Origin of the sequence: Psychrobacillus sp. NPDC093200, from assembly GCF_050280345.1 — a bacterium.
GTDB classification, from domain to species: Bacteria; Bacillota; Bacilli; order Bacillales_A; family Planococcaceae; genus Psychrobacillus; species Psychrobacillus faecigallinarum.
The window spans coordinates 105,978-128,538 of record NZ_JBNNVC010000003.1; the positions used below are offsets into that span (position 1 = coordinate 105,978).

The 22,561-nt window shown below is 35.5% G+C and carries 23 protein-coding genes; 11 read left to right on the forward strand and 12 right to left on the reverse strand.

From position 1 onward, the window contains the following. Positions 1-25: 25 nt before the first annotated feature. The 4 genes from qoxB (at position 26) to ACQKNZ_RS14075 (ending at position 4,142) form a co-directional block, all read left to right on the forward strand. Positions 26-1,975 carry a cytochrome aa3 quinol oxidase subunit I gene (gene qoxB / locus ACQKNZ_RS14060; protein ID WP_144538721.1) on the forward strand — a complete coding sequence of 650 codons (1,950 nt, stop codon included), beginning with the start codon at positions 26-28 and terminating at the stop codon, positions 1,973-1,975. Continuing rightward, the gene (gene qoxC, locus ACQKNZ_RS14065; RefSeq protein WP_427660274.1) at positions 1,972-2,568 is read left to right on the forward strand and encodes a cytochrome aa3 quinol oxidase subunit III; all 597 of its coding nucleotides are present in this window, start codon (positions 1,972-1,974) and stop codon (positions 2,566-2,568) included. Before qoxB ends, qoxC begins: the two co-directional genes overlap by 4 nt. Before the next feature lies 1 nt (position 2,569). Continuing rightward, complete coding sequence (gene qoxD, locus ACQKNZ_RS14070; protein WP_144538725.1) at positions 2,570-2,851, forward strand: cytochrome aa3 quinol oxidase subunit IV; 282 nt, start codon at positions 2,570-2,572, stop codon at positions 2,849-2,851. 835 nt (positions 2,852-3,686) lie between these two features. Continuing rightward, positions 3,687-4,142 carry an AraC family transcriptional regulator gene (locus ACQKNZ_RS14075; protein ID WP_427660277.1) on the forward strand — a complete coding sequence of 152 codons (456 nt, stop codon included), beginning with the start codon at positions 3,687-3,689 and terminating at the stop codon, positions 4,140-4,142. A 116-nt stretch (positions 4,143-4,258) separates the two neighbouring features. On the opposite strand, the gene ACQKNZ_RS14080 is transcribed toward ACQKNZ_RS14075, so the two are convergent. The 5 genes from ACQKNZ_RS14080 to ACQKNZ_RS14100 form a co-directional block, all read right to left on the reverse strand. Beyond that, complete coding sequence (locus ACQKNZ_RS14080; protein WP_144538729.1) at positions 4,259-4,492, reverse strand: hypothetical protein; 234 nt, start codon at positions 4,490-4,492, stop codon at positions 4,259-4,261. A 231-nt stretch (positions 4,493-4,723) separates the two neighbouring features. Then, the gene (locus ACQKNZ_RS14085) at positions 4,724-5,458 is read right to left on the reverse strand and encodes a glucose 1-dehydrogenase (RefSeq protein WP_427660279.1); all 735 of its coding nucleotides are present in this window, start codon (positions 5,456-5,458) and stop codon (positions 4,724-4,726) included. 307 nt (positions 5,459-5,765) lie between these two features. Further along, entirely contained in the window at positions 5,766-6,869 is a 1,104-nt protein-coding gene (locus ACQKNZ_RS14090; RefSeq protein ID WP_427660281.1) for a Ger(x)C family spore germination protein, read from the reverse strand. Further along, complete coding sequence (locus ACQKNZ_RS14095) at positions 6,869-7,963, reverse strand: GerAB/ArcD/ProY family transporter (RefSeq protein ID WP_427660283.1); 1,095 nt, start codon at positions 7,961-7,963, stop codon at positions 6,869-6,871. The genes ACQKNZ_RS14090 and ACQKNZ_RS14095 overlap by 1 nt, the downstream gene beginning before the upstream one ends. Then, positions 7,960-9,315: a spore germination protein gene (locus tag ACQKNZ_RS14100; RefSeq protein ID WP_427660520.1), complete on the reverse strand. Its 1,356-nt coding sequence runs from the start codon at positions 9,313-9,315 to the stop codon at positions 7,960-7,962. Before ACQKNZ_RS14100 ends, ACQKNZ_RS14095 begins: the two co-directional genes overlap by 4 nt. 311 nt (positions 9,316-9,626) lie before the next feature. Between ACQKNZ_RS14100 and ACQKNZ_RS14105 the strand changes: the two genes are divergently transcribed. Continuing rightward, positions 9,627-10,013, forward strand: coding sequence for a hypothetical protein (locus tag ACQKNZ_RS14105; protein ID WP_427660285.1), 387 nt, complete (start codon positions 9,627-9,629; stop codon positions 10,011-10,013). A 248-nt stretch (positions 10,014-10,261) separates the two neighbouring features. On the opposite strand, the gene ACQKNZ_RS14110 is transcribed toward ACQKNZ_RS14105, so the two are convergent. From ACQKNZ_RS14110 to ACQKNZ_RS14130, 5 genes are all read right to left on the reverse strand, one after another. Then, positions 10,262-10,618: a DinB family protein gene (locus ACQKNZ_RS14110; RefSeq protein ID WP_427660287.1), complete on the reverse strand. Its 357-nt coding sequence runs from the start codon at positions 10,616-10,618 to the stop codon at positions 10,262-10,264. A gap of 94 nt (positions 10,619-10,712) precedes the next feature. Continuing rightward, complete coding sequence (locus tag ACQKNZ_RS14115; protein ID WP_427660289.1) at positions 10,713-11,222, reverse strand: heme iron utilization protein; 510 nt, start codon at positions 11,220-11,222, stop codon at positions 10,713-10,715. 34 nt (positions 11,223-11,256) lie between these two features. Continuing rightward, positions 11,257-12,036, reverse strand: a complete 780-nt coding sequence (locus ACQKNZ_RS14120) for an ABC transporter ATP-binding protein (protein ID WP_427660291.1) — start codon at positions 12,034-12,036, stop codon at positions 11,257-11,259. 1 nt (position 12,037) lies between these two features. Beyond that, complete coding sequence (locus tag ACQKNZ_RS14125) at positions 12,038-13,027, reverse strand: FecCD family ABC transporter permease (protein ID WP_427660293.1); 990 nt, start codon at positions 13,025-13,027, stop codon at positions 12,038-12,040. A 14-nt stretch (positions 13,028-13,041) separates the two neighbouring features. Beyond that, positions 13,042-14,043 (reverse strand): ABC transporter substrate-binding protein, encoded by a 1,002-nt coding sequence (locus ACQKNZ_RS14130; RefSeq protein ID WP_427660295.1) that lies wholly within the window; start codon positions 14,041-14,043, stop codon positions 13,042-13,044. Between the two features lie 391 nt (positions 14,044-14,434). Here ACQKNZ_RS14130 and ACQKNZ_RS14135 point away from each other — a divergent pair, with 391 nt between their 5' ends. Continuing rightward, a complete protein-coding gene (locus ACQKNZ_RS14135) occupies positions 14,435-14,821 on the forward strand; it encodes a hypothetical protein (protein WP_427660297.1) in 387 nt (128 codons plus the stop codon). 599 nt (positions 14,822-15,420) lie between these two features. After that, positions 15,421-16,005 (forward strand): 2OG-Fe(II) oxygenase, encoded by a 585-nt coding sequence (locus ACQKNZ_RS14140; RefSeq protein ID WP_427660522.1) that lies wholly within the window; start codon positions 15,421-15,423, stop codon positions 16,003-16,005. A 146-nt stretch (positions 16,006-16,151) separates the two neighbouring features. Here the strand turns inward: ACQKNZ_RS14140 and ACQKNZ_RS14145 are convergent, their stop codons facing one another. Beyond that, entirely contained in the window at positions 16,152-16,574 is a 423-nt protein-coding gene (locus tag ACQKNZ_RS14145; protein WP_427660299.1) for a T7SS effector LXG polymorphic toxin, read from the reverse strand. 198 nt (positions 16,575-16,772) lie between these two features. Beyond that, positions 16,773-17,063, reverse strand: coding sequence for a T7SS effector LXG polymorphic toxin (locus ACQKNZ_RS14150; RefSeq protein ID WP_427660301.1), 291 nt, complete (start codon positions 17,061-17,063; stop codon positions 16,773-16,775). A 679-nt stretch (positions 17,064-17,742) separates the two neighbouring features. Between ACQKNZ_RS14150 and ACQKNZ_RS14155 the strand changes: the two genes are divergently transcribed. From ACQKNZ_RS14155 to ACQKNZ_RS14170, 4 genes are all read left to right on the forward strand, one after another. Further along, positions 17,743-19,671, forward strand: a complete 1,929-nt coding sequence (locus ACQKNZ_RS14155) for a DNA/RNA helicase domain-containing protein (RefSeq protein WP_427660303.1) — start codon at positions 17,743-17,745, stop codon at positions 19,669-19,671. Positions 19,672-19,958: 287 nt separating this feature from the next. Further along, on the forward strand, positions 19,959-20,156 hold the full coding sequence (locus ACQKNZ_RS14160; protein WP_427660305.1) for a hypothetical protein: 198 nt from the start codon (positions 19,959-19,961) through the stop codon (positions 20,154-20,156). A gap of 3 nt (positions 20,157-20,159) precedes the next feature. Then, positions 20,160-22,172, forward strand: a complete 2,013-nt coding sequence (gene dndD / locus ACQKNZ_RS14165) for a DNA sulfur modification protein DndD (protein ID WP_427660307.1) — start codon at positions 20,160-20,162, stop codon at positions 22,170-22,172. 5 nt (positions 22,173-22,177) lie between these two features. Continuing rightward, positions 22,178-22,546 (forward strand): hypothetical protein, encoded by a 369-nt coding sequence (locus tag ACQKNZ_RS14170; RefSeq protein ID WP_427660309.1) that lies wholly within the window; start codon positions 22,178-22,180, stop codon positions 22,544-22,546. Positions 22,547-22,561: the final 15 nt, after the last annotated feature.

The following is a 22,561-nucleotide window of genomic DNA, read 5'->3' on the forward strand; positions in this document are numbered from 1 at the left end:
GATTCCTGAAAGGAGAAACAAAAGTATGGATTTCTTTGATCGCTTTGCCGTACCACATCCAAGCTTTTTGATATATGCATCCATGGTCGGAATTGGCCTTACGATGGTTGCAATAGTTTTAGGTATTACCTACTTTAAGAAATGGGGATACCTCTGGCGTGAATGGATTACTACAGTAGACCATAAGCGTATTGGTATTATGTACTTGCTTACAGCATTATTGATGCTGTTCCGTGGTGGCGTTGACGCCATTATGATGCGCTATCAGCTTTCGATGCCAGAAAACACATTTTTAGATTCACAGCATTATAATGAAGTCTTCTCCACTCATGGAGTAGTAATGATTTTATTTATGGCAATGCCGTTTATCATCTTTTTCTTTAACTATGTTATTCCATTACAAATTGGAGCAAGAGATGTAGCGTTTCCACGTTTAAATGCACTTAGCTTCTGGCTGTTCTTTATGGGTATGGGATTATTCAACATTTCCTTCATCGTAGGTGGATCGCCTGATGCAGGTTGGACTTCTTATTTCCCACTTGCAGGCAATGAGTTCAGTACATCTGTTGGTACGAACTATTACATGATTGCTATTCAAATAGCTGGTCTTGGTACATTGATGACTGGTATTAACTTTATTACAACTATCCTGAAAATGAGAGCACCTGGTATGACTTTAATGAAAATGCCAATGTTCACATGGTCAGCGTTTATCGCAAACATCATTATCGTTTTCGCTTTCCCAGTATTAACTGTATTACTAGCAATGGGAACAATGGATAGACTGTTTGGGACAAACTTCTTTACAACGGACAATGGCGGAATGGATATGCTCTGGGCTAACCTGTTCTGGGTTTGGGGACATCCGGAGGTATACATTCTAATACTACCGGCATTCGGTTTATTCAGTGAGATTATATCAACCTTTGCTCGACGCAATCTATATGGCTATAAGTCAATGGTTGCTTCCATGGTAGTTATTTCTGTCCTATCCTTTGTCGTATGGGCGCATCACTTCTTTACAATGGGTCAAGGTCCATTATCAAATAGTATCTTCTCGATCACTACGATGGCGATCGCTATTCCGACAGGGGTTAAAATATTTAACTGGCTGTTCACCCTATGGAAGGGGAAAATCGAGTTTACGACACCGATGCTTTACTCCATCATGTTCATTCCACTGTTCACTTTAGGTGGGGTTACAGGGGTAATGCTTGCAATGTCAGCAGCTGACTATCAATATCACAATACGATGTTCTTAGTTGCCCATTTCCATAACGTAATTATCCCTGGTGTTGTTTACGCAATGCTAGCTGGTCTTACTTACTATTGGCCGAAAATATTCGGCTTTATGTTAAACGAGCGACTAGGAAAATGGACTGCATGGTTATTATCCATCGGTTTCGTCCTAGCCTTCATCCCAATGTATATTACGGGATTAGACGGTCAAGCGCGTCGTATGTACACTTACTCTGAGTCTACAGGTTTCGGAATGTGGAATATGGTTTCCTTCGTTGGAGCAGGTATTATGGCAGTAGCCTTCGCGTTACTTGTTTATAACATCTATTACAGTATCCGTTATGCTTCTCGCGATATTGGGGATGACCCATGGGATGCACGATCACTGGAATGGGCTACACATACACCAGTACCTGAATATAATTTCGCTGTTACACCTCAGGTCGAGTCTACACAAGCGTTTTGGGATTCTAAGAAAAACGGTCATGAAATATTCAAAGGAAAAATCGAGAAAATTCACATGCCGAATAATAGCGGTTTACCATTTATCATGAGCTGTATCTTCTTTGCCCTTGGGTTTGCAATGATTTTCAGCATATGGCCACTTGCCATCGTTTCATTGATTGGTATTTTAGGTTGTCTAGCATACCGTTCATTTGAGCAGGATCATGGAAGATACATTTCGGTAGAGGAAATCGAAGAAACGGAAAGAAAATTGCGAGGTGCTAAAAAATGAAGGTAGATAAGTCACTTCCACTTGAATACAGCACAGAGGAAAACAGCTTAAAAGTCTTAGGCTTTTGGATTTTCATCGGGGCGGAGATTATGCTTTTCGCAACACTTTTCGCCTCTTACTTCACCTTAGAGAATCGCATAGGTAGCGGTCCCTCTGGTGCAGATATTTTTGAAATAACACCAGTGTTAATTGAGACACTTTTACTTTTAACGAGTAGCTTTACAATCGGTCTTGCCATTCATGCAATGCGAATGAACCGTACAAAAGCAACAATGGCTTTCTTTGGGATTACACTTCTTCTAGGAGCTGCTTTCCTAGGAGTCGAGATTTACGAGTTTACACACTATATACATGTTGGAGCAGGACTTCAAACTAGTGCCTTTACGGCGATTTTATTAACGACGTTAGGGACACATGGTTTGCACGTAACATTTGGTTTCTTCTGGGGATTGTTCATTCTCCTACAAATCAAGAAGCGTGGCCTAACTCCGGAAACTGCTAATAAGTCATTTATTTTCTCTCTATATTGGCATTTCCTAGATGTGATTTGGATTTTCATCTTCAGCTTCATCTACTTGAAAGGAATGATGTAATATGAAAGAATTATTCCCTCTCAAGCAAGTAATGGGCTTTGCATTTTCATTGGTCCTAACAGCAGTAGCATTATTGGTGTACTTTATGGATATGTCCTTTGGAGTTGGAATGACTATCTTACTGCTGACTGCGTTTACACAGGCCGGTTTACAGCTAGTTGTATTCATGCATGCTGGCGAAACGGATGATAAAAAATCCATTTATGTCAATGTCTATTACGGCTTATTGCTCGCATTATTAACGATTTTAGGTACGTTACTTGTAATGGTGTGGGATATGTAATAACGAAGAAGAGCGTCTATTAGGCGCTCTTTTTTTGTTGCTTATTTATAAAAGAGATGGTTGATTTCCGCTTTAGGCGGACGCTTTCCGTGGGGTGAGCGATTGGCCATCACCCGTCGCTTACGCGCGCGGTTGTGATGGCTTATCTGTCTCACTCATCCCACTGGAGTCTCCGCCTGCCGCTACAATTATAGGTTGTGTGATGAGAAAGTAGTTAGGATAAAATCAAATTCAGTTTGGGCAGTTTGTATCAAAAATAAATCTCAAAAAATTGATGGCTGATTTTCGGTTATAGGCGGACGCTTTCCGTGGGGTGAGCGATAAGCCATCACCCGTCGCTTACGCGCACGGTTGTGATGGCTTATCTGTCTCACTCATCCCACTGGAGTCGCCGCCTGTCGCTACAATTATAGGTTGTGTGCAAGGAAAATTTTGTGACGATGAAACAAACTAAAATCGATAAATGTTTCAAAATAAACCTCATTATAAATCTCAAAAAATAGATGGTTGATTTCCGCTTTCGGCGGACGCTTTCCGTGGGGTGAGCGATAAGCCATCACCCGTCGCTTACGCGCGCGGTTGTGTTGGCTTATCTGCCTCACTCATCCCACTGGAGTCGCCGCCTGTCGCTACAATCATAAATTGTATGCAGCGAAAATTTTGTGAGGCTGGAACAAACTGAATTCAATAGTATATATCTAAAAACAATTTCATGTGAGTTACAAATATTGTAAGAAATTGCTATTTATAAAATTAACTCGTGTATATATTTTTTAAGCATGTTACATTCGAAATGTACCAAACAATTCCAAAAGAAGAAAGGAAGTAAGAATCGATGAAGTTTGAAGTTGAAACGCTACCTAACTATCGCTTTGCTTATGTACGACGGGTTGGTCCATATGGCTCTGCAAATATTGAAGTTATGCAGAAGTTAAAAAATTGGGCTAAAGAGAAAGAGCTTTCGGGAACTATACTTGGTATCCAACAAGATAACCCTACGACAACACTTCCCGAAAACTGTAGATTTGATGCTTGTTTAGTGATTTCAGAGGATTATCAATTAGATGATTCGATTTGTGAAGGCGAACTAGCTGCAGGAGAATATCTTCTTTACAAGGTTAAACATACAGCAGAGGACATTCAAATAGCATATGCTAGCATTTTCCCTTCTTTCCAAGACAATGGATATCAAGTTGACAACAAACCCATTTTAGAAAGGTACACGGAGGATATGGTAAACAACCATTATTGTGAAATATGTGTACCGGTAAAACCATTACAGATTGGTTAAGAAAGCTGTGCCTTTCTGGACTGTGCGCATGAGGAGTCACTACTTACACTTAACCAATAAAAAAAAGGCATCTAGAGTAGCTTCTCTAAATACCTTGTTCACAGAGAGTATCTTGTTTAGATGCTCTCTTTTTTCAATTGTTTGGAGTTCAAAATCATTTCCTCTGAAGCAACTAATATCATCCCAATGATAAATGTGAAGACTGCTCCCATGACGATTCCGATTCCAACGCCCATAACTGTACTATACTCACTTATTAATGTTCCATATAAAAAGACAGCAATTCCTATAGTTAACAAGGCTGCACCTACAATTTTTGTAGCGTGTAACATTTTTACGTATGATTCCATTCGAAACACCCCTCTTAACATATATTATTCACCTCGTTCACAATTTTGTCAATACTTTTTGTCCGAAATGTGAACGACTGTGAATAGATAGATCTGCCGGTTTCCTCAATTATCTGCTTCCTCTCTAGCTTCTATTAGCGGAACACATATAACAAAAAAACTCCTCAGCAGATTCAAACTTACTGAGGAGTTCTCTATAATAATAGAAGTTTTATTCTTCCAACAAATTTATTATTGTGCAGTTAATCCACCATCGATAACGAATTCAGATCCAGTAGAGTAGCTTGATTCGTCAGATGCTAGGTAAAGAACAAGGCTAGAAACTTCTTCAGATTGAGCTACACGTTTAAGTGGGATATGCTTAGCGAACTCTTTAATCATTTCTACCGCATCTCCTTGAGTAACCATTGGTGTTTCAATAACACCTGGGTGTACTGAGTTTACGCGAATGCCAAAGTGAGCTAATTGAAGAGCTGCTGCCTTAGTCATACCACGAACAGCAAATTTCGTATCTGTATATCCGACTGCTCCACCAACTAAACCGTTCATAGAAGAGATATTGACGATAGAACCGCCACCTGCTTTTAGCATAGAAGGAACAACTGCTTTTGTTCCAAGGAATACAGAAACTTGGTTGATGTCCACAATTTTGCGGTAGTCAGCTTCAGTCATTTCCATTAAAGGCTTGCTCATGCTGATACCAGCGTTATTCACTAAGATGTTAGCTGGACCGAAAGCTTTTTCTGTTTCTTCAATAACAGTTGTCCAGTCCGCTTCTTTTGTTACGTCTTGTTTTACAAACAATACGTTCTCTCCTAGTTCTTTCGCTAGAGCTTGTCCGCCTTCCTCGTTCAAGTCTGTGAAGACAACCTTCGCACCCTCACTTACGAATTTACGTACATGAGATTCACCCATACCACGTGCTCCACCAGTTATAATAGCAACTTTGTCTGTTAAACGACCCATTCAAATTCCTCCCACTAATATATTTTTTCTTTTTTGCAAACGGTTACAATTCCATTATATACCTATTTTATCCTAAATCAAATAGATACAATAGAGTTTAAACATTATGATATGAAGTAATTAGTGTTAACGAAAAGTCTAAGCTAAAACACTTAATTTCTCCTATGAAACCGTCCTTAAAACAGTGGTTAAGACTTGCAAATTTGAGTCGATAACGCTACAGGATTTTGACTTTATGAAAGGAAGAAAATAAAACAAATGTAGACTACTCAGCAAAGCTTTCATACTCCCCCTGTAATAAGTTATTCTATTGGATCGTTCCAGTACTTTTTAATGCGATATCTACGTTTACATCAAAAGGTAAGTTTGGGTATGCCTCTTCCCATTTTTTAAACGTACCTTTATCATATAGCTGCATTGTTCGATATCTAAGTCCGAATCCAAAGGGATCTAGCTCTTCCTTTTGAAGCGTGGTGAGTAATTTCTCCAAATGCCCTTTTATCTCTTTGGAAGCTAATTTATTATATTTGTCTAAGTTGTTTAGGGGCAATTGTTTATTTGACTGGCTAATCACACCTGTCATTTTTACGTCTATCTTGATAGATGTAGGTCGTTCATTATCATTTATTACTTTATATTTCATCTTAACGGTTCCCATATTTAGTACTAGCTTTAAATCGTCGGTTACTATTTTAACGCTGTATCCACTAATACTATTTGCCAATGAGTTATAGTCTCTTGTTAGACTTGACGATAATTCAAGTGGCTTTTTTCTTTGCTTCACTACAACGGATTTATTGACGATTAGCTGAGTACCTGATTCGTTTGACTCCACGATTGGTATAATTGGATCAACACCTTCACCGTGAAAATCTCTTCTAAATTCATATAAATAAGTGGAAACTATATAAGGGCTTTCAGTCCCTGTATTCCCAAAAAATCTAGTAAGGGGAGATGCAACTGCAGCCTCTCCTTCTGGTTGAGTTCTGAGTATGGCTTCCGCAGATGGTTTTGCTGCAGCAACCCAAGCAATGGTCTGTATGTCTCCTCTTCTCACAAAATAATCCATAAAATCCTTTATCTCTTCTTCTAACAAAGCTTCATTGATAAGTATTATTTTTGTATGCCCAAATTCTAGAACCTTGTCGGTATGTGTTTCTAATATTCGAACCGCCTCTTCCACATTTTCCCCCTCATGCACTAAATATTGATAGCTCGGTTCTTTTTCTTGCTTAATGGAGGAAACAGGAATAGCTAGCTTCAAAGTAATTTTATATTCACCGCTTTCCTTTTCAGAAGGATCAATCCCAATTCCAGTGACAAAAATACGATTATCAATGTCTTTAAATCCACAACCTGAGAGAAAGCTCATAACGACTATTAACATTGCTAGATATTTAATGTAAGCCATTATGACTTCAGCCTCCTTTTAGCAATTAATAGGCTACCAATCAGTATGATGTAAAATATTGGTAGTATATTATAAAAAAAAGTAGAGAGTTTTGTTAATTGATATTCACTAATTTCTTTCGTCACAGCTATTCCGATAATCCCGAATAGAAAAACAAATAGATAAGACGTTAGATTTCTTTCTTTCCATTTCAACTTTTTAAACAAAAAGATGCTTTCAAATATCTTCAGTGAGACATGCCAGTTGAGCAAGAGGCTAATAAAAGCTACTCCTAAAAATACAATGATAAAAATGAAAATGACCCGCTCAATAATTCCGAATTTCATGCGTACAGCATCGCTCGTTGTTACCCATGGAAAAGTGAAATTTTCAATTTGTTCAAAGCCATTAAACCCTATAGGGATGAAATATGTTGTAAATAAGGTGAAGATTCCTGTCAGGCTCAATATTACTATTTCTTTAAACCCTGCTCTCTTCGTAAATTTTATATATTTGTTGAAGATAATTATGTTCGCGGCACCTATAAAAATATACGTAGATGCTGAATAGGCATTATAGCTTGGTAATTCATTGATGTGTGTAATAGCTACCTTTACAAAATCCCAATCTAATTTTGGATCGGAATATACTTTTATTAATAGGAATAAGATAACTGGTATAAACAAAACTAACACAAGCTCCATCGTGTAAAGAACACTTTTCTCCTTCATTAACACACCAAAGGAAATGATTAATATAAAGGCAAGAGTTGTTACAGTAATAGAGGTCTCATAGGACAAAAAAGTATTAAAGAGCATTACATAAGTTGCTAAAGTTATAAGACCCGCAGCATACCAGGATATTGCAAAGTAAAATAAAACTGGGTAATAAAACCACTTAGAAGTATACTTCTTTAATATTTCTGGAAAAGTCATACTAGGAAAATGTCTAAATAGGTTTATAACAGTGATAGTAAGAAATACTCCAACTATAACAGCAATAATCATGGACAATATGACTCCATTTTTACTCTCGCTCATTAAAATTCTTGGCACAGAGGCTATGATGTTAGTAACCATCGTTACAATTATTAAGTAGTATAAATATCTGCTCATTCTTTTGTTTGCCCCTTTACTTCCGCCTTTTCTCCCCTCCAATACATTTTTAGATAGGGCTCACCAAAGCTTCTTTTGTTAGCAAGGAACATTACAAGCCCTAAAGACCCTAGTATTAAACCTAACGTTCCAAACAGCGTTGTATAGATAATCAGCAGGTACCTACAAATACGAATGGAAAAGCTCATTTCGCTAATCGGGATGACAAAGCTTGTGATAGCAACCGCAGATACAATAATAATCATAATATTAGAAGTTAATGCAGCTTCAGTAGCTGCAGTTCCTAAGATCAGTCCCCCAACTGTCGTAGCTGTAGCGCTAATCGCCTTAGGCAGACGTATACTTGCCTCCGTAAGAAACTCCATGAAAATAAGCATGAATATTACTTCGATGAATGACGGATAAGGAACTCCGAGCCTACTTCCCGCAACAGTAAGTGCCAATTCCGTTCGAAGTACATCCGGAGTATACGATGTAACTGCAACATACATAGCAGGCAAAATGAGACAGATGATTAAACCAATATACCGCAGAACCAATGTAAACGTAGTAATCCAAAACGTGTGATAGTTATCCTCCATGGATAGCATAAAGTCAAAGAAAACAACGGGAGCTATCAATGCATGCGGACTCCCATTTATCATGATCACAACTTTTCCTGCAGCCAGATTATAGGATATTCGATCCGGTCGTTCCGTCAAAATCAGAGTTGGGAAAAGGGTAATTTTAGAACCGTTTAAGTGTAGCTGCAAATCTCCAGCAGACTGTATCAGTGTCACATCTATATCGTTTAAATTCTCTTTAATCTTTTTAAGAACAGATTGCTTCACTGTCTTCTCATCATAAATAATGGCCACTGGCTGGTGAGCTTTATCCTTCAATTGGTGCATCTCAAACTTTAGTGTAGGCTCATGATAACGCTGTCTAATAATATTAAGATTCGTATCAAGATCCTCACTTAAGGCTAATTGTGGTCCATATACAGTAGGCTCCATTAATGTTTGCTGCACATCACTTGAATTCACTAATTTAAGATCGATTAGATAAAACTCATCCTCTATAGCTATTAGGATATTTCCCTTAGTTATTTCAACAAGCAGCTCATCCCCTGATTTCATACCATTCAAATCAGGCAGCGATTCAATATAGGATTTAAAGTTAACATTAGACTTCATTTCAAAAAAAGGTTTAATAATCATGCCCTGCAGCTTCGCACCATCTATAACTGATTTTAAATAGAAGATATACACCGTATTGCCTTCCATTTGCAGAGGCTTAAAGATTATGTCATTAGAAGGGCTAAACTTTTCAGATAGCTCGTTCATCAACGCAGGAGGATTCGTTTTCGACATACTATCCAAGCTCATAACCTCCATATAAGAATATTTTTAATACATTTAGGTTAACCGAAAGCACAAAATTCTAACCAATTAATGGCTTTAATTATGTAGGTCATTAGAAAAAATGAAGAACCCCATTTCTATTGAAATGAGGTTGTTAGTTTGGAGGGATTCTACTCTCCGGATTCAATTGTTGTAACAACGATTTTCTATATCCGTCTAATCATTAAGGAGCCTTTTTTGAAGACGGGCAATTTAAAATTTGGTTTTAATTGTTTCGCTTAAGCTATACGTAATACTCGTTTAAAACTGGAGGTAAACATATGAAAAGCATTTTATTATCTTTTGTATTTACCATCTTTCTTACAGGATGTGGACTTGAAACATTGACAATTGACGATTATTATAAAAAGAATTTAGAGGATGTGTCCGAAATAGAAGTTGTTGATGGTAGTAATGGTAATAGTCGTGCAACCACAAATAAAGAGGAAATACTGTCTTTTATAAAAGAAGTAAAGGATATTACATTTATTCCAGCCGAGGATCAAAGTGAAAGAGATGGATTTCTGTACTCCATTACTTTCTATGAAGGCGACAAAGCAACCCTCCAATTCGTTTTAAATGAAATTGGTGATGACTATTATAATACCGAGCCTGACATTGAACCGATTGTAGAGGAATTTTTTAGCGCTATGAGTGAACAAGACTAGTAAATAGTAAGTATTAATTCTGCAATAGATTGATTCGACTCTTGTTCATGCATACATGCGTATATGATAAAATCAGACAGATATAATTGCTTGTAACTTGCCTACCAAGAATCCATCTGCTCCACTACGGTTCACTTCTATTCACAATTAAAGCACGTGAATCTCCAAGCTTTATGTTCAATATATTTAACTAACCAAAAAAAGTATCAAAACAATGTAAAATTGTTTGGTACTCTTTTTACTATCTATTAATCTTGGCTAATCCCGTGTTTTTGAATGAATGAAATTTGCCCTGCATGAATCCCCGTATGATACATAAGTCTTCCTACAGCCTCTAAAGGTGTTGATGCTCCAATAGGAGATTCCATACTTTTATGCCACTCATCTTCAGGTAAATCTTTCATCGCTTCTAGGAGATGTTCGTTTGAAGCTGATAGCAGCTTAACTAGCTCTTCTAAATCCGTTAAAGAAGGCTTAGCTATCTCCTCTGGCTTACTTTTTCCAAAAAACCATTCAGCAAACATATACTCAACTTCTGCCGTATGATGGATTAAAGTACCAATAGAAGATTTCCCTAATTGTAAAGTTATATCTTCTTTAGGCAATCCCTCAGCAGTTTTCTGAAAACGTCCTCTAGTAGCATTCCAGATTGGTTATAGTAGTATATGTCATTTCAACTATTCCTCCTTTTCCTTGATTTTAAGCTTCAGCATCCTTTTTCTTATCCACAACTACATGCGTAAATACATTTGCATTGATATCTGTGTCGAACGCCATTCCGAAACCAACTACATAACGTCCTTGCAATGGAGTCAGTTCGAAAAGTGAGAAATCTAATCCACGTAATACATCTAACATTTTAGAGTCATGAGCTGTGTTAAATAGCTCAAAGATATCTTCATTTCCTTCATTACCTAGGTTGATCGAGGTGCATGTCCAACGTGCTCGCTCTGTGGCGAATTTATTGACCGTTTGTGACTCATCAGCTAGTAAAAATGCATCGACAAACTCATTTTTTTCCATTAAGCCATAGTGCTCTGCTATTTGGCTAATGTATATGTATAACTTTCCATCTTTTTTAACAAATGGTGCATAACTAGTAAAGGGTTTTCTTTCTCCATCTATTAAGCTCAATATCAAATTTTTTCGACTTTCAACAAACTGTAAATACTTTTCTTTATTTTTCTCTATATCAACAGGTTTTTTCACTACTATTTCCCCCAATAACTTTTTTATGTTTTTACTATCTAACCGTGCTTAACAAATGAATACGTGGCTTATTCTCATTTGTCATATATTGAATTTCAGCATCCATTCGGTAGACTTGCCGAATCAGATCCTTCGTCATTACCTCATTTGGCGTACCGCTCATTACTTTTTCACCAGCTTGAACTACAACTATATTATCACTGTAATAAGATGCTTGATTGAGATCATGTAATACCATGACAACCGTCATACCCATCTCTTGATTAAGCTCTCGAACAAGCTCCAGTACCTCATGCTGATGAGAAATATCCAAATAAGTGGTAGGCTCGTCAAGCAACAGAACTTTTGGTCTTTGGGCAAGTGCCATGGCTATCCATGCTCGCTGAGATTCTCCCCCGGATAAGGAAGCAACAGTTCGATCCTTATACATAGTCAGATGTGTCTTTTCGAGTGCCCAATGAACAATTTCCATGTCCTCGTTGTTTAATTTCTCAAACCACCTTTTATGTGGGTACCTTCCATATGAAACAAGATCAATCACGGTCATATCGTTTGGTGCTTGATTTTTCTGACTTAACATACACATTTTACGAGCAACTTGTTTTGCGTTCATTGATTTCAAATTAGTCCCATCGAATTCCACTGAACCTTCATGGTATGGAATACCACGTGCTATTGCTTTCAGTAGAGTTGACTTTCCCGAACCGTTCGGACCAATTATGGACACTATTTCTCCTTGGTTTACATGAAAAGAGAAGTCACTAACAATATTTTTTTGTTCATACCGAATCGACACGGAATTTACACGAAACATATTAGAATGTCCTCCTCCTCATTAAGTATAAAAAGTAAGGTCCGCCTACTACAGCCATTAATATTCCAGCTGGAATTTCCATTGGCGCAAATAAAGTTCTTCCACCTGTATCAGCTACTAACAAAACAAGCGCTCCAAGTGCCATACTCATAGGCAGCATATACTTATAATTAGAGCCTACTAGCAATCTAGCCATATGTGGCACGATCAGGCCAACAAAGCCAATCATACCTATAGCAGCCACTGAAATTGCTGCTAGAAATACCGCTAATAAAGAAAGCACTATGCGGATTCGATGAACATTCTCACCAAGATTTGACGCAACTTGATCACCCAGTCGAATGATATTTGCCTTACGTATAGCAAAGACAGATAGAATCCAACCAACAATTGCATACGGCAAGACCATAAATAAAGCACTATTACCTTTTGCAGCCAAACTACCGTTCAGCCATTGAACTGCTGAGGGAAGTCTATCACTGTAAATAATGGACAAATAGCCAATAATACCGCCGCATAATGCATTAACTGCAACACCCGACAAAATAATTGTTATTGGCGAAATACCATTTCTTCTCCAAGCTAGAGCATAGACAATCGTTGCAGCAAAAACTCCTCCTACAAAAGCTGCAATTGGGATGAATTGCGTATATTCAGGAGTAGCAAGCATGATAAGAAGGACACAAACTGCTGCCCCACTAGTTACACCTGTTAAACCGGGATCTGCTAACGGATTCCCCATAACAGCTTGTAGTAAAGCTCCTGAAATTGCGATATTTGCACCGATAATTAAAGCGAGTACAACTCGAGGTAAACGAATATCCCAAATGATTGTATTATGCACATCAGTAGTCGAAGAACTAAAGATAGTCTTTAAAATGTCTGGAACTGAAATAGTCACACTACCTAATCCGATGGCGATGATGCCAGCAGCAATCATACACAAGAAAGTAATGAATACGATTGTTCCGCTTCTAGTTTTACTAATCACTTGAAAAACCTCTTTTATTTATAAAAATAATTTGCTATTTCAGTCAATGCTTTCTCTGCATTATTAATCGATGTAACTCCAAAAGTTGAGTAGTCTAGAATATGGATGTTATCATTTTTATATGCCGAAAGTTTAGTCCAAGTGCTATTACTCTCTACTTCTTTTTGGAACATATCCTCAGATGCTCCATGATCACTGGAAGCCAATACAAGAATAATATCTGGGTCAGCAACTACAACGTCCTCCATATTAAGAGGTGAATAAGTTTCCGTAGCTTTCAAAGCAGAAGTCGCAATATTATCAGCACCTAGCTTCTTCACTAAACTACCTAAATAAGAACCTTCACTCATAACCATGAATGAATCTGCAGTACCAATCATTAACATAACACTAGGTAATTCTTTTCCTTCTGCTTGTGCAATTAATTCGTTTTCCTTGTTCAATAATGAACTTAATACTGTATTCATTTCTTCTGTTTTATTGAAATAAGTTCCTAATGTTTTAAAGCTTAATTTTAAGTCATCAAAAGAATCAGTTGGTAAGTATGCTGTTTCTAAATTCATACCTTCTAGACTTTTGTCTAATGTACTACGAAGTGCTTCCGAACCAATAAGTAAATCAGGCTCAAGATTTGTTACTACCTCAAGATCTGGAGCCATTGGAGAACCAATTCTCTCAATAGAGTCAAAGTCTGCTGGAATTGGATTAGTAGAAGTAGGCACGCCTACTGGTGTAACTCCAAGTAAATGTAACATCTCTGTTAACGGCACTGATGTTGTTATTACACGTTCTGGAACCTCTTTTGGAAAGTCTTTAAGAGCTTCTTCCATAGACGCTTGATCAATTCCATCGTTATCTAAAGTATAAACATCGCTAGTTTCTTCTGTTTTACTAGAGTCCTTCGTTTCAGTATCAGATACTTCTTCTTTCCCTTTAGCATCCTCGTCTGTATTAGCCCCGCAAGCTACCATTAATGTAACTACTGCAATAAATAGTGCTAAATAAAATTTCTTCATCATGCTTCCCCCTGTATATGTATGTGAATTACTTTATAATCATTAAAAACTAACTAATTGATAATGATTTTCATTCTCTTCACAATGATAATCGTTCTCAACTACAAATGTCAATAAGTATTTAATTCTTTTTCCTTTCCAGTTTTCATACAAGAGAAATATAAGCGATTAAAGAGAAAACCCTTACAGACTGACAACCTTTAATACGAATTACCTAGCAGTACTTTGATTGACTTCGAGCTAATTAGTTTTGTTTGATTAGATACTTTTAAGGACTCCAAATAGTTATAAATCGAATTAGTATTAATATCCTCTACATAATCAAATTGTTGAACTTAGCTCTTTCATTTAAGCTATTATGTAATACTCGTTTAAAACTGGAGGTAAACATATGAAATGCATTTTATTAACTATTGTTTTTACAATCTTTCTTACAGGATGTGGACTTGAAACATTAACAATTGAAGATTATTATAAAAACGATTTAGAAGATGTATCCGAAATAGAAATTTTTGATGGTAGTAATGGTAGTAGTCGTGCAACCACAAATAAAGAGGAAATAATGTCTTTTATAAAAGAAGTAAAGGATATTAAATTTATTCCAGACGAGGATCAAAGTGAAAGAGATGGATTTCTGTACTCCATTACTTTCTATGAAGGCGACAAAGCAACCCTCCAATTCGGTTTAAATCAAATTGGTGATAACTATTATAATACCGAGCCGGATATTGAACCGATTATAGAGGAACTTTTTAACTCTATGAGTGTACAAGACTAGTAAATATTATGTATTAATTCAAAACAACGCCCACCTGCATATAGGTGGGCGTTGTTTAATGCTTACATTATTGCCATTAAATCTGAGTAAAGACAAATAGCTACATGGTCAAACACTCTTGATCAGTAGATAAATAAAATAAGGTGCGCCTAAGATGTATACCAACATAGTGTAGTCTATCCGCTCCTGATAAGTTGGCACCTTTTTACCTCCCCAATAACTATCGATGAATCAACGCAGCCGTTGGCTAAATATTACTTCTCATACTTTATAATTTGAACCAATGATGCGAAGTTATTTATCATTATTTTCTTCCTCCATTAGCAACAACACCTCTGAAAAATTATTTTTGCTATAATTTTCACAAAGTTGCGATTTATAAAAATTTTATGATAAAATAAAATGAAATTTATTCCAGAAGAAAGTGTAAAAGCATACTCTGATATGCAAGTTTTTGAAGTAAAAAGAAGATTGTTAACACATTTAAACATTATCCAAAAACGTACTCGTGTTGAAAATTTAATAGATTAAAAGGTGGTTTGAAGTTGATAACGGTAAATAAAGAGCAAACTATATTTGATCACGTTGGAAATAAAATAATGACAGATAGAGAGATTGACATAGTCGCTAGAGTAGAAGAACCATTAATAGTGGTTTTAGGAAATGTGTTAAGTAACGAAGAGTGTGATGAACTGATCAGATTGTCTAAGGATAAAATGAAACGTTCTAAAATTGGAATGACACGCGAAGTAAATGAGCAGAGAACAAGTAGTAGTTCGTTTATTGAAGAAAGTGAAAACGCTATTGTTGCTAGAGTCGAAAAAAGGATCTCCTCTATTATGAATATACCCATTGAACACGGAGAAGGCCTTCAAATCCTTCAGTATACTCCCGGCCAAGAGTATAAAGCACATTATGATTTCTTTTCATCAACAAGTAAATTAGCAAATAATAATAGAATTAGTACTCTCGTTATGTACTTAAATGATGTAGAACTAGGTGGAGAAACTTTTTTCCCTAATCTCAATTTTACCGTAACGCCTAAAAAAGGAATGGCCGTGTATTTCGAGTATTTCTATAACGATCCAGCTTTAAATGAATTAACCTTGCATGGCGGAGCACCAGTGATAACTGGTGAAAAGTGGGTTGCTACTCAATGGATGAGGAAACAAAAGATAAGGTAAACTTGGTTTACTGAAATGAAAGTTCCAAAGAAATAATAAAGGAGCCGTTTTAATCGGCTCCTTTATTATTTTAGTTCTGGTAATCTTGTAATTCTGATAAGTAAACGTAACCCCAAACGCATTTTTTCAGGTACCTCAGTTCAATTTCAAAAATCATATTTCGGTTTTCGATTATTAGTATTCAACTGGTTTTCTCTATTTAATATGGAGGAAAGTACAGCAATTGGATATGTACTATATGCCAATTCTGTCTTCAAATTATTTTTAGCAGTGCATGCTACCCAATTATCTGCTTGGAAATGAACATCAGTAAGCCCGGTATTAAACATCCCTTCTATATCGTAGAGCCATATTTCCATTGTCCGAATATCCTGCTCAATGGTGTTTAAAGTGGTAGTCTGTATTGCAACAAATTCATAAAGTTGTGAGATGGTATCATCTCGTTTTCTCTTAGAACTAAAAACTCCATCTTGTACTGCGCTATCATCTAGATAGGGCAAAGCTACAAGATAACTCACCTGGTCCATGACACTGGTAAGTTGGCCTATAAGAGTCAATCTCTGATCCACATAGCTTAGTGCATTCCTTAAATTCTACTCATTGTTCAAACTTTTATTTTGCAACCATTTCCTAGCTTCTTCATCCGTTAGAATTATTGGTTTTTCTGGGGTTCCTATATTGATACTTTTTATAAAAGCCTCTTAGATTAGCGGTAAGTTTGCCTATAAGTGTCAATCCCTGCTCCAGTTCTCCCTCTAAGAATTCTTCTAATATGTAACCTGTGGGTCCGGTTCAAGTGAGTGAAGAGCTTTGCCAATTTGATAAAGCACTTGTTGAGAATGGTGGGAAAACAATTGAAAAAACTGAAGAAATGGTAAATGACATTCCTCATAAAAGGAGCGAATGGCATTTCCTCCTGCCCCTTTTAATTGATCCTCCATCTGAATTAGTCCTTCCACTGCACGGTGAATCGTTTCTATTTCAGTACTTAATCTTTCTAACATAGTAATGTTTCGATGTAGCCCATCTTGAAATAAATCTACATCCAATACCTTCATAGGCTTTTCCTCATCACTTGTTTAGTAAAGTTCACTTCACAATATTCTTTAGTATACAATAATGCCACATAGGTGAACATTCTTCTCCCCCTCTAGCAAACTATCAATAGTTATAATATTCCATTTTCGTACAAAGAGGTAAAGGGATAAGTTATAATAATAGCGAAAATAAACCTTTCGAATTAATATGCATAAAATTCCCTGATAATCTTCCACTATTAACCAAAAGTAACGATAGTTAAATTGGCAGAGATGAATAAAAAGTTTTATTACTATTGTCATTAATAAATCATCTTTGAAAGAGGGGAAATATGGATATTGGATGCTGAAATTCAGTAGAAATTGTCCTTTCAATATTAACTATCTGAAAAGAAGCATTTCTCGCGAGAATTGTAACTACTCCACTTGCTATCAATGAAAATTTTTGACCATGTATTTTATTCGTATTTACTTCCTTATTTTTTATCTATCGAGAAGTGAATCTATTTTCTCATCAAGTTTTGCCTTTTGTTCGTGAGTCTTTGCATTCTATGCCTTACTTCATATACTCTAAAGTTAGGACAGTTAGATATCCTAACAATAAAATTGAGGTATAATACTTAATTGAAAAAGCTTCATCATTTGCAGTTACTATTACTCATAAAACACTTATTGAATTAATTATAAAGGCGGTATTAAAATGATTATTTACGAATCGACTACAACCGGTTTTTTAGCAGATGTTGAAAATGAAAAAATTGTCGATCGATTATATGATGTTTATCAAAAGAAAATAGGTAGAACCTCGCGCAGTGAGATTCGTTCTTGGGATCATTCTCTCCAACGTATGTCAAATGTTCTTCGAGACAGAGAGATCCCCCGTGATGCTGCAGTAGCTATCGAGTTTAAAATACCGAATACTGGAAAACGCGTTGATTTTATAATTGCTGGGAACGATGGGAATAATGATCATGCAGTTATAGTGGAGCTGAAACAATGGGAAACCGTTCAAAAAAATGAACGATTGGATGCCGTAGTTGTCGAAACTTTTGTTGGTGGTGGCACACGTCAGACTACCCACCCCTCCTACCAAGCATGGAGCTATGCTTCCCTAATTGAAGATTTCAATCAAGACGTTCGAGAAATACCCATAAACCTAAAACCTTGTGCTTACCTTCATAACTATTTAATACAGGAAAATGATCCGCTTACCGACAACCATTATGCGGAACATATAGAAAAAGCACCTGTATTCCGTAAAGGTGAAATGGACAAGCTTCGCTCCTATATCAAAAAGTATATTAAGTATGGAGATAAAAATAATATCATTTTTAAAATTGATAATGGTCGAATTAAACCTTCCAAATCACTTCAGGATAGTATGGCAAGCATGCTCCAAGGCAATGAAGAGTTTGTAATGATTGACGATCAAAAGGTCGTTTACGAACAGATTTTACATTATGCGAAGGATTGTATTACCACAAACGAAAAGGGTGTATTTATCGTTAAGGGCGGACCTGGCACTGGAAAGTCAGTCCTAGCTATCAACTTACTTGTGCAAATGATACAAGATGATTACTTTGCGATGTATGTAACCAAAAATAGCGCTCCTCGGGACGTCTATGCAGCTAGGCTTAAAGGGACTATGAAGAAAAAGAGCATTGATAATTTATTTAAAGGATCAGGTAGCTTCCATGCTGCAGATAAAAATGAATTTGATATGTTAATTGTTGACGAGGCTCATCGACTAAACGAAAAATCAGGTCTTTTTAGCAATCTTGGAGAGAACCAAGTCAAGGAGCTAATGCATAGCTCAAAAATTAGCGTCTTCTTTATAGATGAAGCCCAAAAGGTAACGATGAAGGATATAGGTAGTTTGGAGTTAATCAAGAAATTTGCAGATGAATTAGGAGTAAAAGTATTTGAAGGAGAGCTAGCCTCTCAATTCCGTTGTGATGGTTCAGATGGGTATATCGCTTGGCTAGATGATGTTCTAGAAATACGCGAAACAGCAAATGAAAATGACTTAGGAATGGATTACGACTTCCAAGTCCTAGATACTCCAAACAAACTATTAGATATAATAGTAGAAAAAAATAAAGTAAACAATAAAGCCCGTGTAGTCGCTGGCTATTGCTGGGATTGGATATCGGACGGAAAGAACAGTCAGGACGTCCATGATATTGTAATACCAAATCATAACTTCTCCATTAGTTGGAATCTTGGAAATGATATATGGGCCCTAAGCGATACTTCTATATATGAAGCAGGCTGCATTCATACATGCCAAGGCTTAGAATTTGACTATGTAGGGGTCATTATAGGCGATGATCTTCGCTATGAAAATGGACAAGTTATTACAGACTATACAAAGCGAGCAAAAACAGACCAATCCATTAAAGGGATTAAGAAAAAAATGAAGGAATTTCCGGAAGTTGCTACTAAACAAGTTGACCAAATTATAAGGAACACTTATCGCACTCTAATGACACGAGGGCAAAAAGGGTGTTATGTATATTGTACTGATGATGCACTTGCTGGATATTTAAGAGAACGAATTAAACGGTTATATGAGGAACAATTGGAAGTTAGGACGTTACTTGTTGCTGAAAATAAGGAAACTTACTGAAATCCACCAGAAATTCCGTTCATTGACAATAAGAAGGAATTTTATCACACACCATAATAAAATATAGAGAACCTATTGAACTAAAAATAATTAGTTCAGTAGGTTTTTATTATTTACATGCCACAAGAACTATCCTTTTTTACCTATTTTTATAGTACAATATTTTTAGTGACTATATATTTACATACTATCAATCATTTTAAAGAATAATCACTTTGTAATTAACCCGAGTTATTAATCGCTAAAGTAATACTCAGTAAAATAAAAAAAGAGGAGTTAGTTTAATAGTGTCAGACATTAAAAGAAAAGAAAAAATATTACTAATAGAACTTTGCCGAGAACATAAAGTCCCCTTCTCTTTAGTTGAACAAATACTCAAAGACGCAGAATTATTCTCTTATCAAAAAACAACAGACTCTACAAGAAGTAAACAATATGGAGCTCTAATTAATCATCATTTCAGTAAAAGAAATGAGGGAAAATAAGTTATGAAATTTAAAAAAATAATATTTGATAACTATAAAACTTTTTATGGAACTCAAACTATAGATTTATATATCCCTAAAAATGTAGTCGAAGAAGAAGGGAAAAATATTATACTAATTGGAGGTCTTAATGGAGCAGGCAAGACCACTATTTTAAAGGCAATTACTGACGTCCTTTACGGTAAGCGCGGGATAACAGAAGCCGAATATAAGAAAACCTTTTCCAATGTGATTAACAATACTTACTATAGTGAAGGTGGCTCTACATGTGCCGTATCCTTATTTTTTGAGGTAGATTCGGGAGAAGAATGGAATTTAAAAGTTAAGTGGTACTTTGATTCGAATAAAACTATGACTCATGATGAAAGAGAACTGTTTATAAAGTCCCCAGGTTCTACCCAAAAAAAATACAAGAAAATCGAAAATATTGAGGCATATAATAGATTAATTGATAAAATTATGCCCTTTTATGCATCTCCCTTTTTTATATTCGACGGAGAAGAAGTCAAAGAAATTATTTTAAGGCAAAAAAGCAATGAAATGAAGGAAACAATACATAAAATTACCGGTATGAATTCCTATAAGCAACTTGTTAAAGATTTATATAATGTCACTTTGGATATTAAATCTAAGATTTCAAAAGCCCAAAGAAATAGTCAGATTCATAGTATAAAGAAGGATCTAGATAAATTAGATCAAGAAATCAATGATATTAATGAGAAAAAGAATACTTTATTAGAAAAAATTAAAACGACAGAAAGCTCAATAACCAGCCTCAAAGATGTTAGAAATAAAATACTTACTCAGAATTCGCAATCTAGAGAGTCAATTATCAAAAGACAATCCTCTCTCGAACATCAATTAAATCAAGAAAAAAACATGTTAGAACGAACTTTAAATGAAAATATTATATCTATTATTCTAAAAGAAGATATTGAACATTTAAAAATTCAACTTCTTAAAGAACAGGAAAATAGAAATAATAAATTATTAAGGAATGCATCCCTTAAACCTTATAGAGAATTTATAAATGAATTATTTAAAAACAAGATCGAACCTTCTTTGTCTGAAGATCAAATTAATCAAATTAATCTAATCGGAGAAGAAATCTGGGTCAACCAATATAAAATAAAATCAACTGAAAATGAAACCAATGAAATACATGATATTTCACAAAAAGATTTAAATACCTTACGAAATTACAAAACATTGGATAAGAGTATTATCAAAAATTATATTAATAAAATTGAGAAACTGGAAGAGGAAATAGAAAAAATAGAAGTGGAATTCCTTAATGCTCCTGAATTTAAGGATACTAAAGTAGAAAGCGAAAAAATAGATTCACTCATGCAAATTCTTGGCAAACATAATACAATACTTAGTTCTTACAATAATAAACTATATAAACTAAAAGAAAGTCGCTCTAATCTTTTAGGAAAAGTTACAAGGAGTTCTGAAGAAAATTATGATATCAATACTCTAGAAACCCAGCTTAAACAAACTGAATCAGTTATTACTGTTATTAATCAATATATAATCCAAGTAACAGAATTAAAAGCTAATTTTATAAAAGAAGAATTTTCCAACATGTTACTAAAATTGTTCCGAAAGCAAGATGAATTCGGAAAAATAGAATTTGATATAAATAATTATTCCGTGAGACTGTATAATGACAAAATGCAGGAAATTAATATAAGCGATCGTTCAGCTGGTGAAATGCAAATGATCTCCTCTGCTTTAATTTGGGCTTTAATAAAAGTTTCTGATTTGGACCTTCCAGTGGTTATAGATACCCCATTGGGTCGTTTGGATAGTTATCATCGTAACCAATTAATTAATCAATATTACACTCAATTAAGTCATCAAGTAATAATTTTATCTACCGATACTGAAATTACTAAAGATTATATAGACATTATGAAAAAGTATTCTTATAACCAGTATATGCTAGATTACAAAGAAGATAAAAAATATACAGTTATTAGTAAAGGATACTTCGATTTAATAGGAGGTTAACCCAGGTGGCAAATAGAAGAATGCTCCTTTCAGAAGAAGGTAAGATCATATTGGACGAAGTAAAGGATGCACTTAGTTTAGAAAGGCCTCTAGTAGTTAGAATCGCTTTAGCAAAAGGTATTGCTACTCATGCTATTAAAGATCCTAGCAAATCATATGATTCAAAGAATGGGTGGACAATCCCAGACAATATTATAAAAGACCAGGAGTTTCTATTGTTTCAACATTTGATCATTCAAAAAGCTAATCAAAGTTTGACCGACGAGGAAATTCATAAAGAAATGATTCAATATATCGAGTATGGATTAAGAGTTATCCAAATGATACAAAAAAATAAATCTTCTTTAGAAGATTTACGTTTATTAATATTATAAAAAACAAGGCCATAA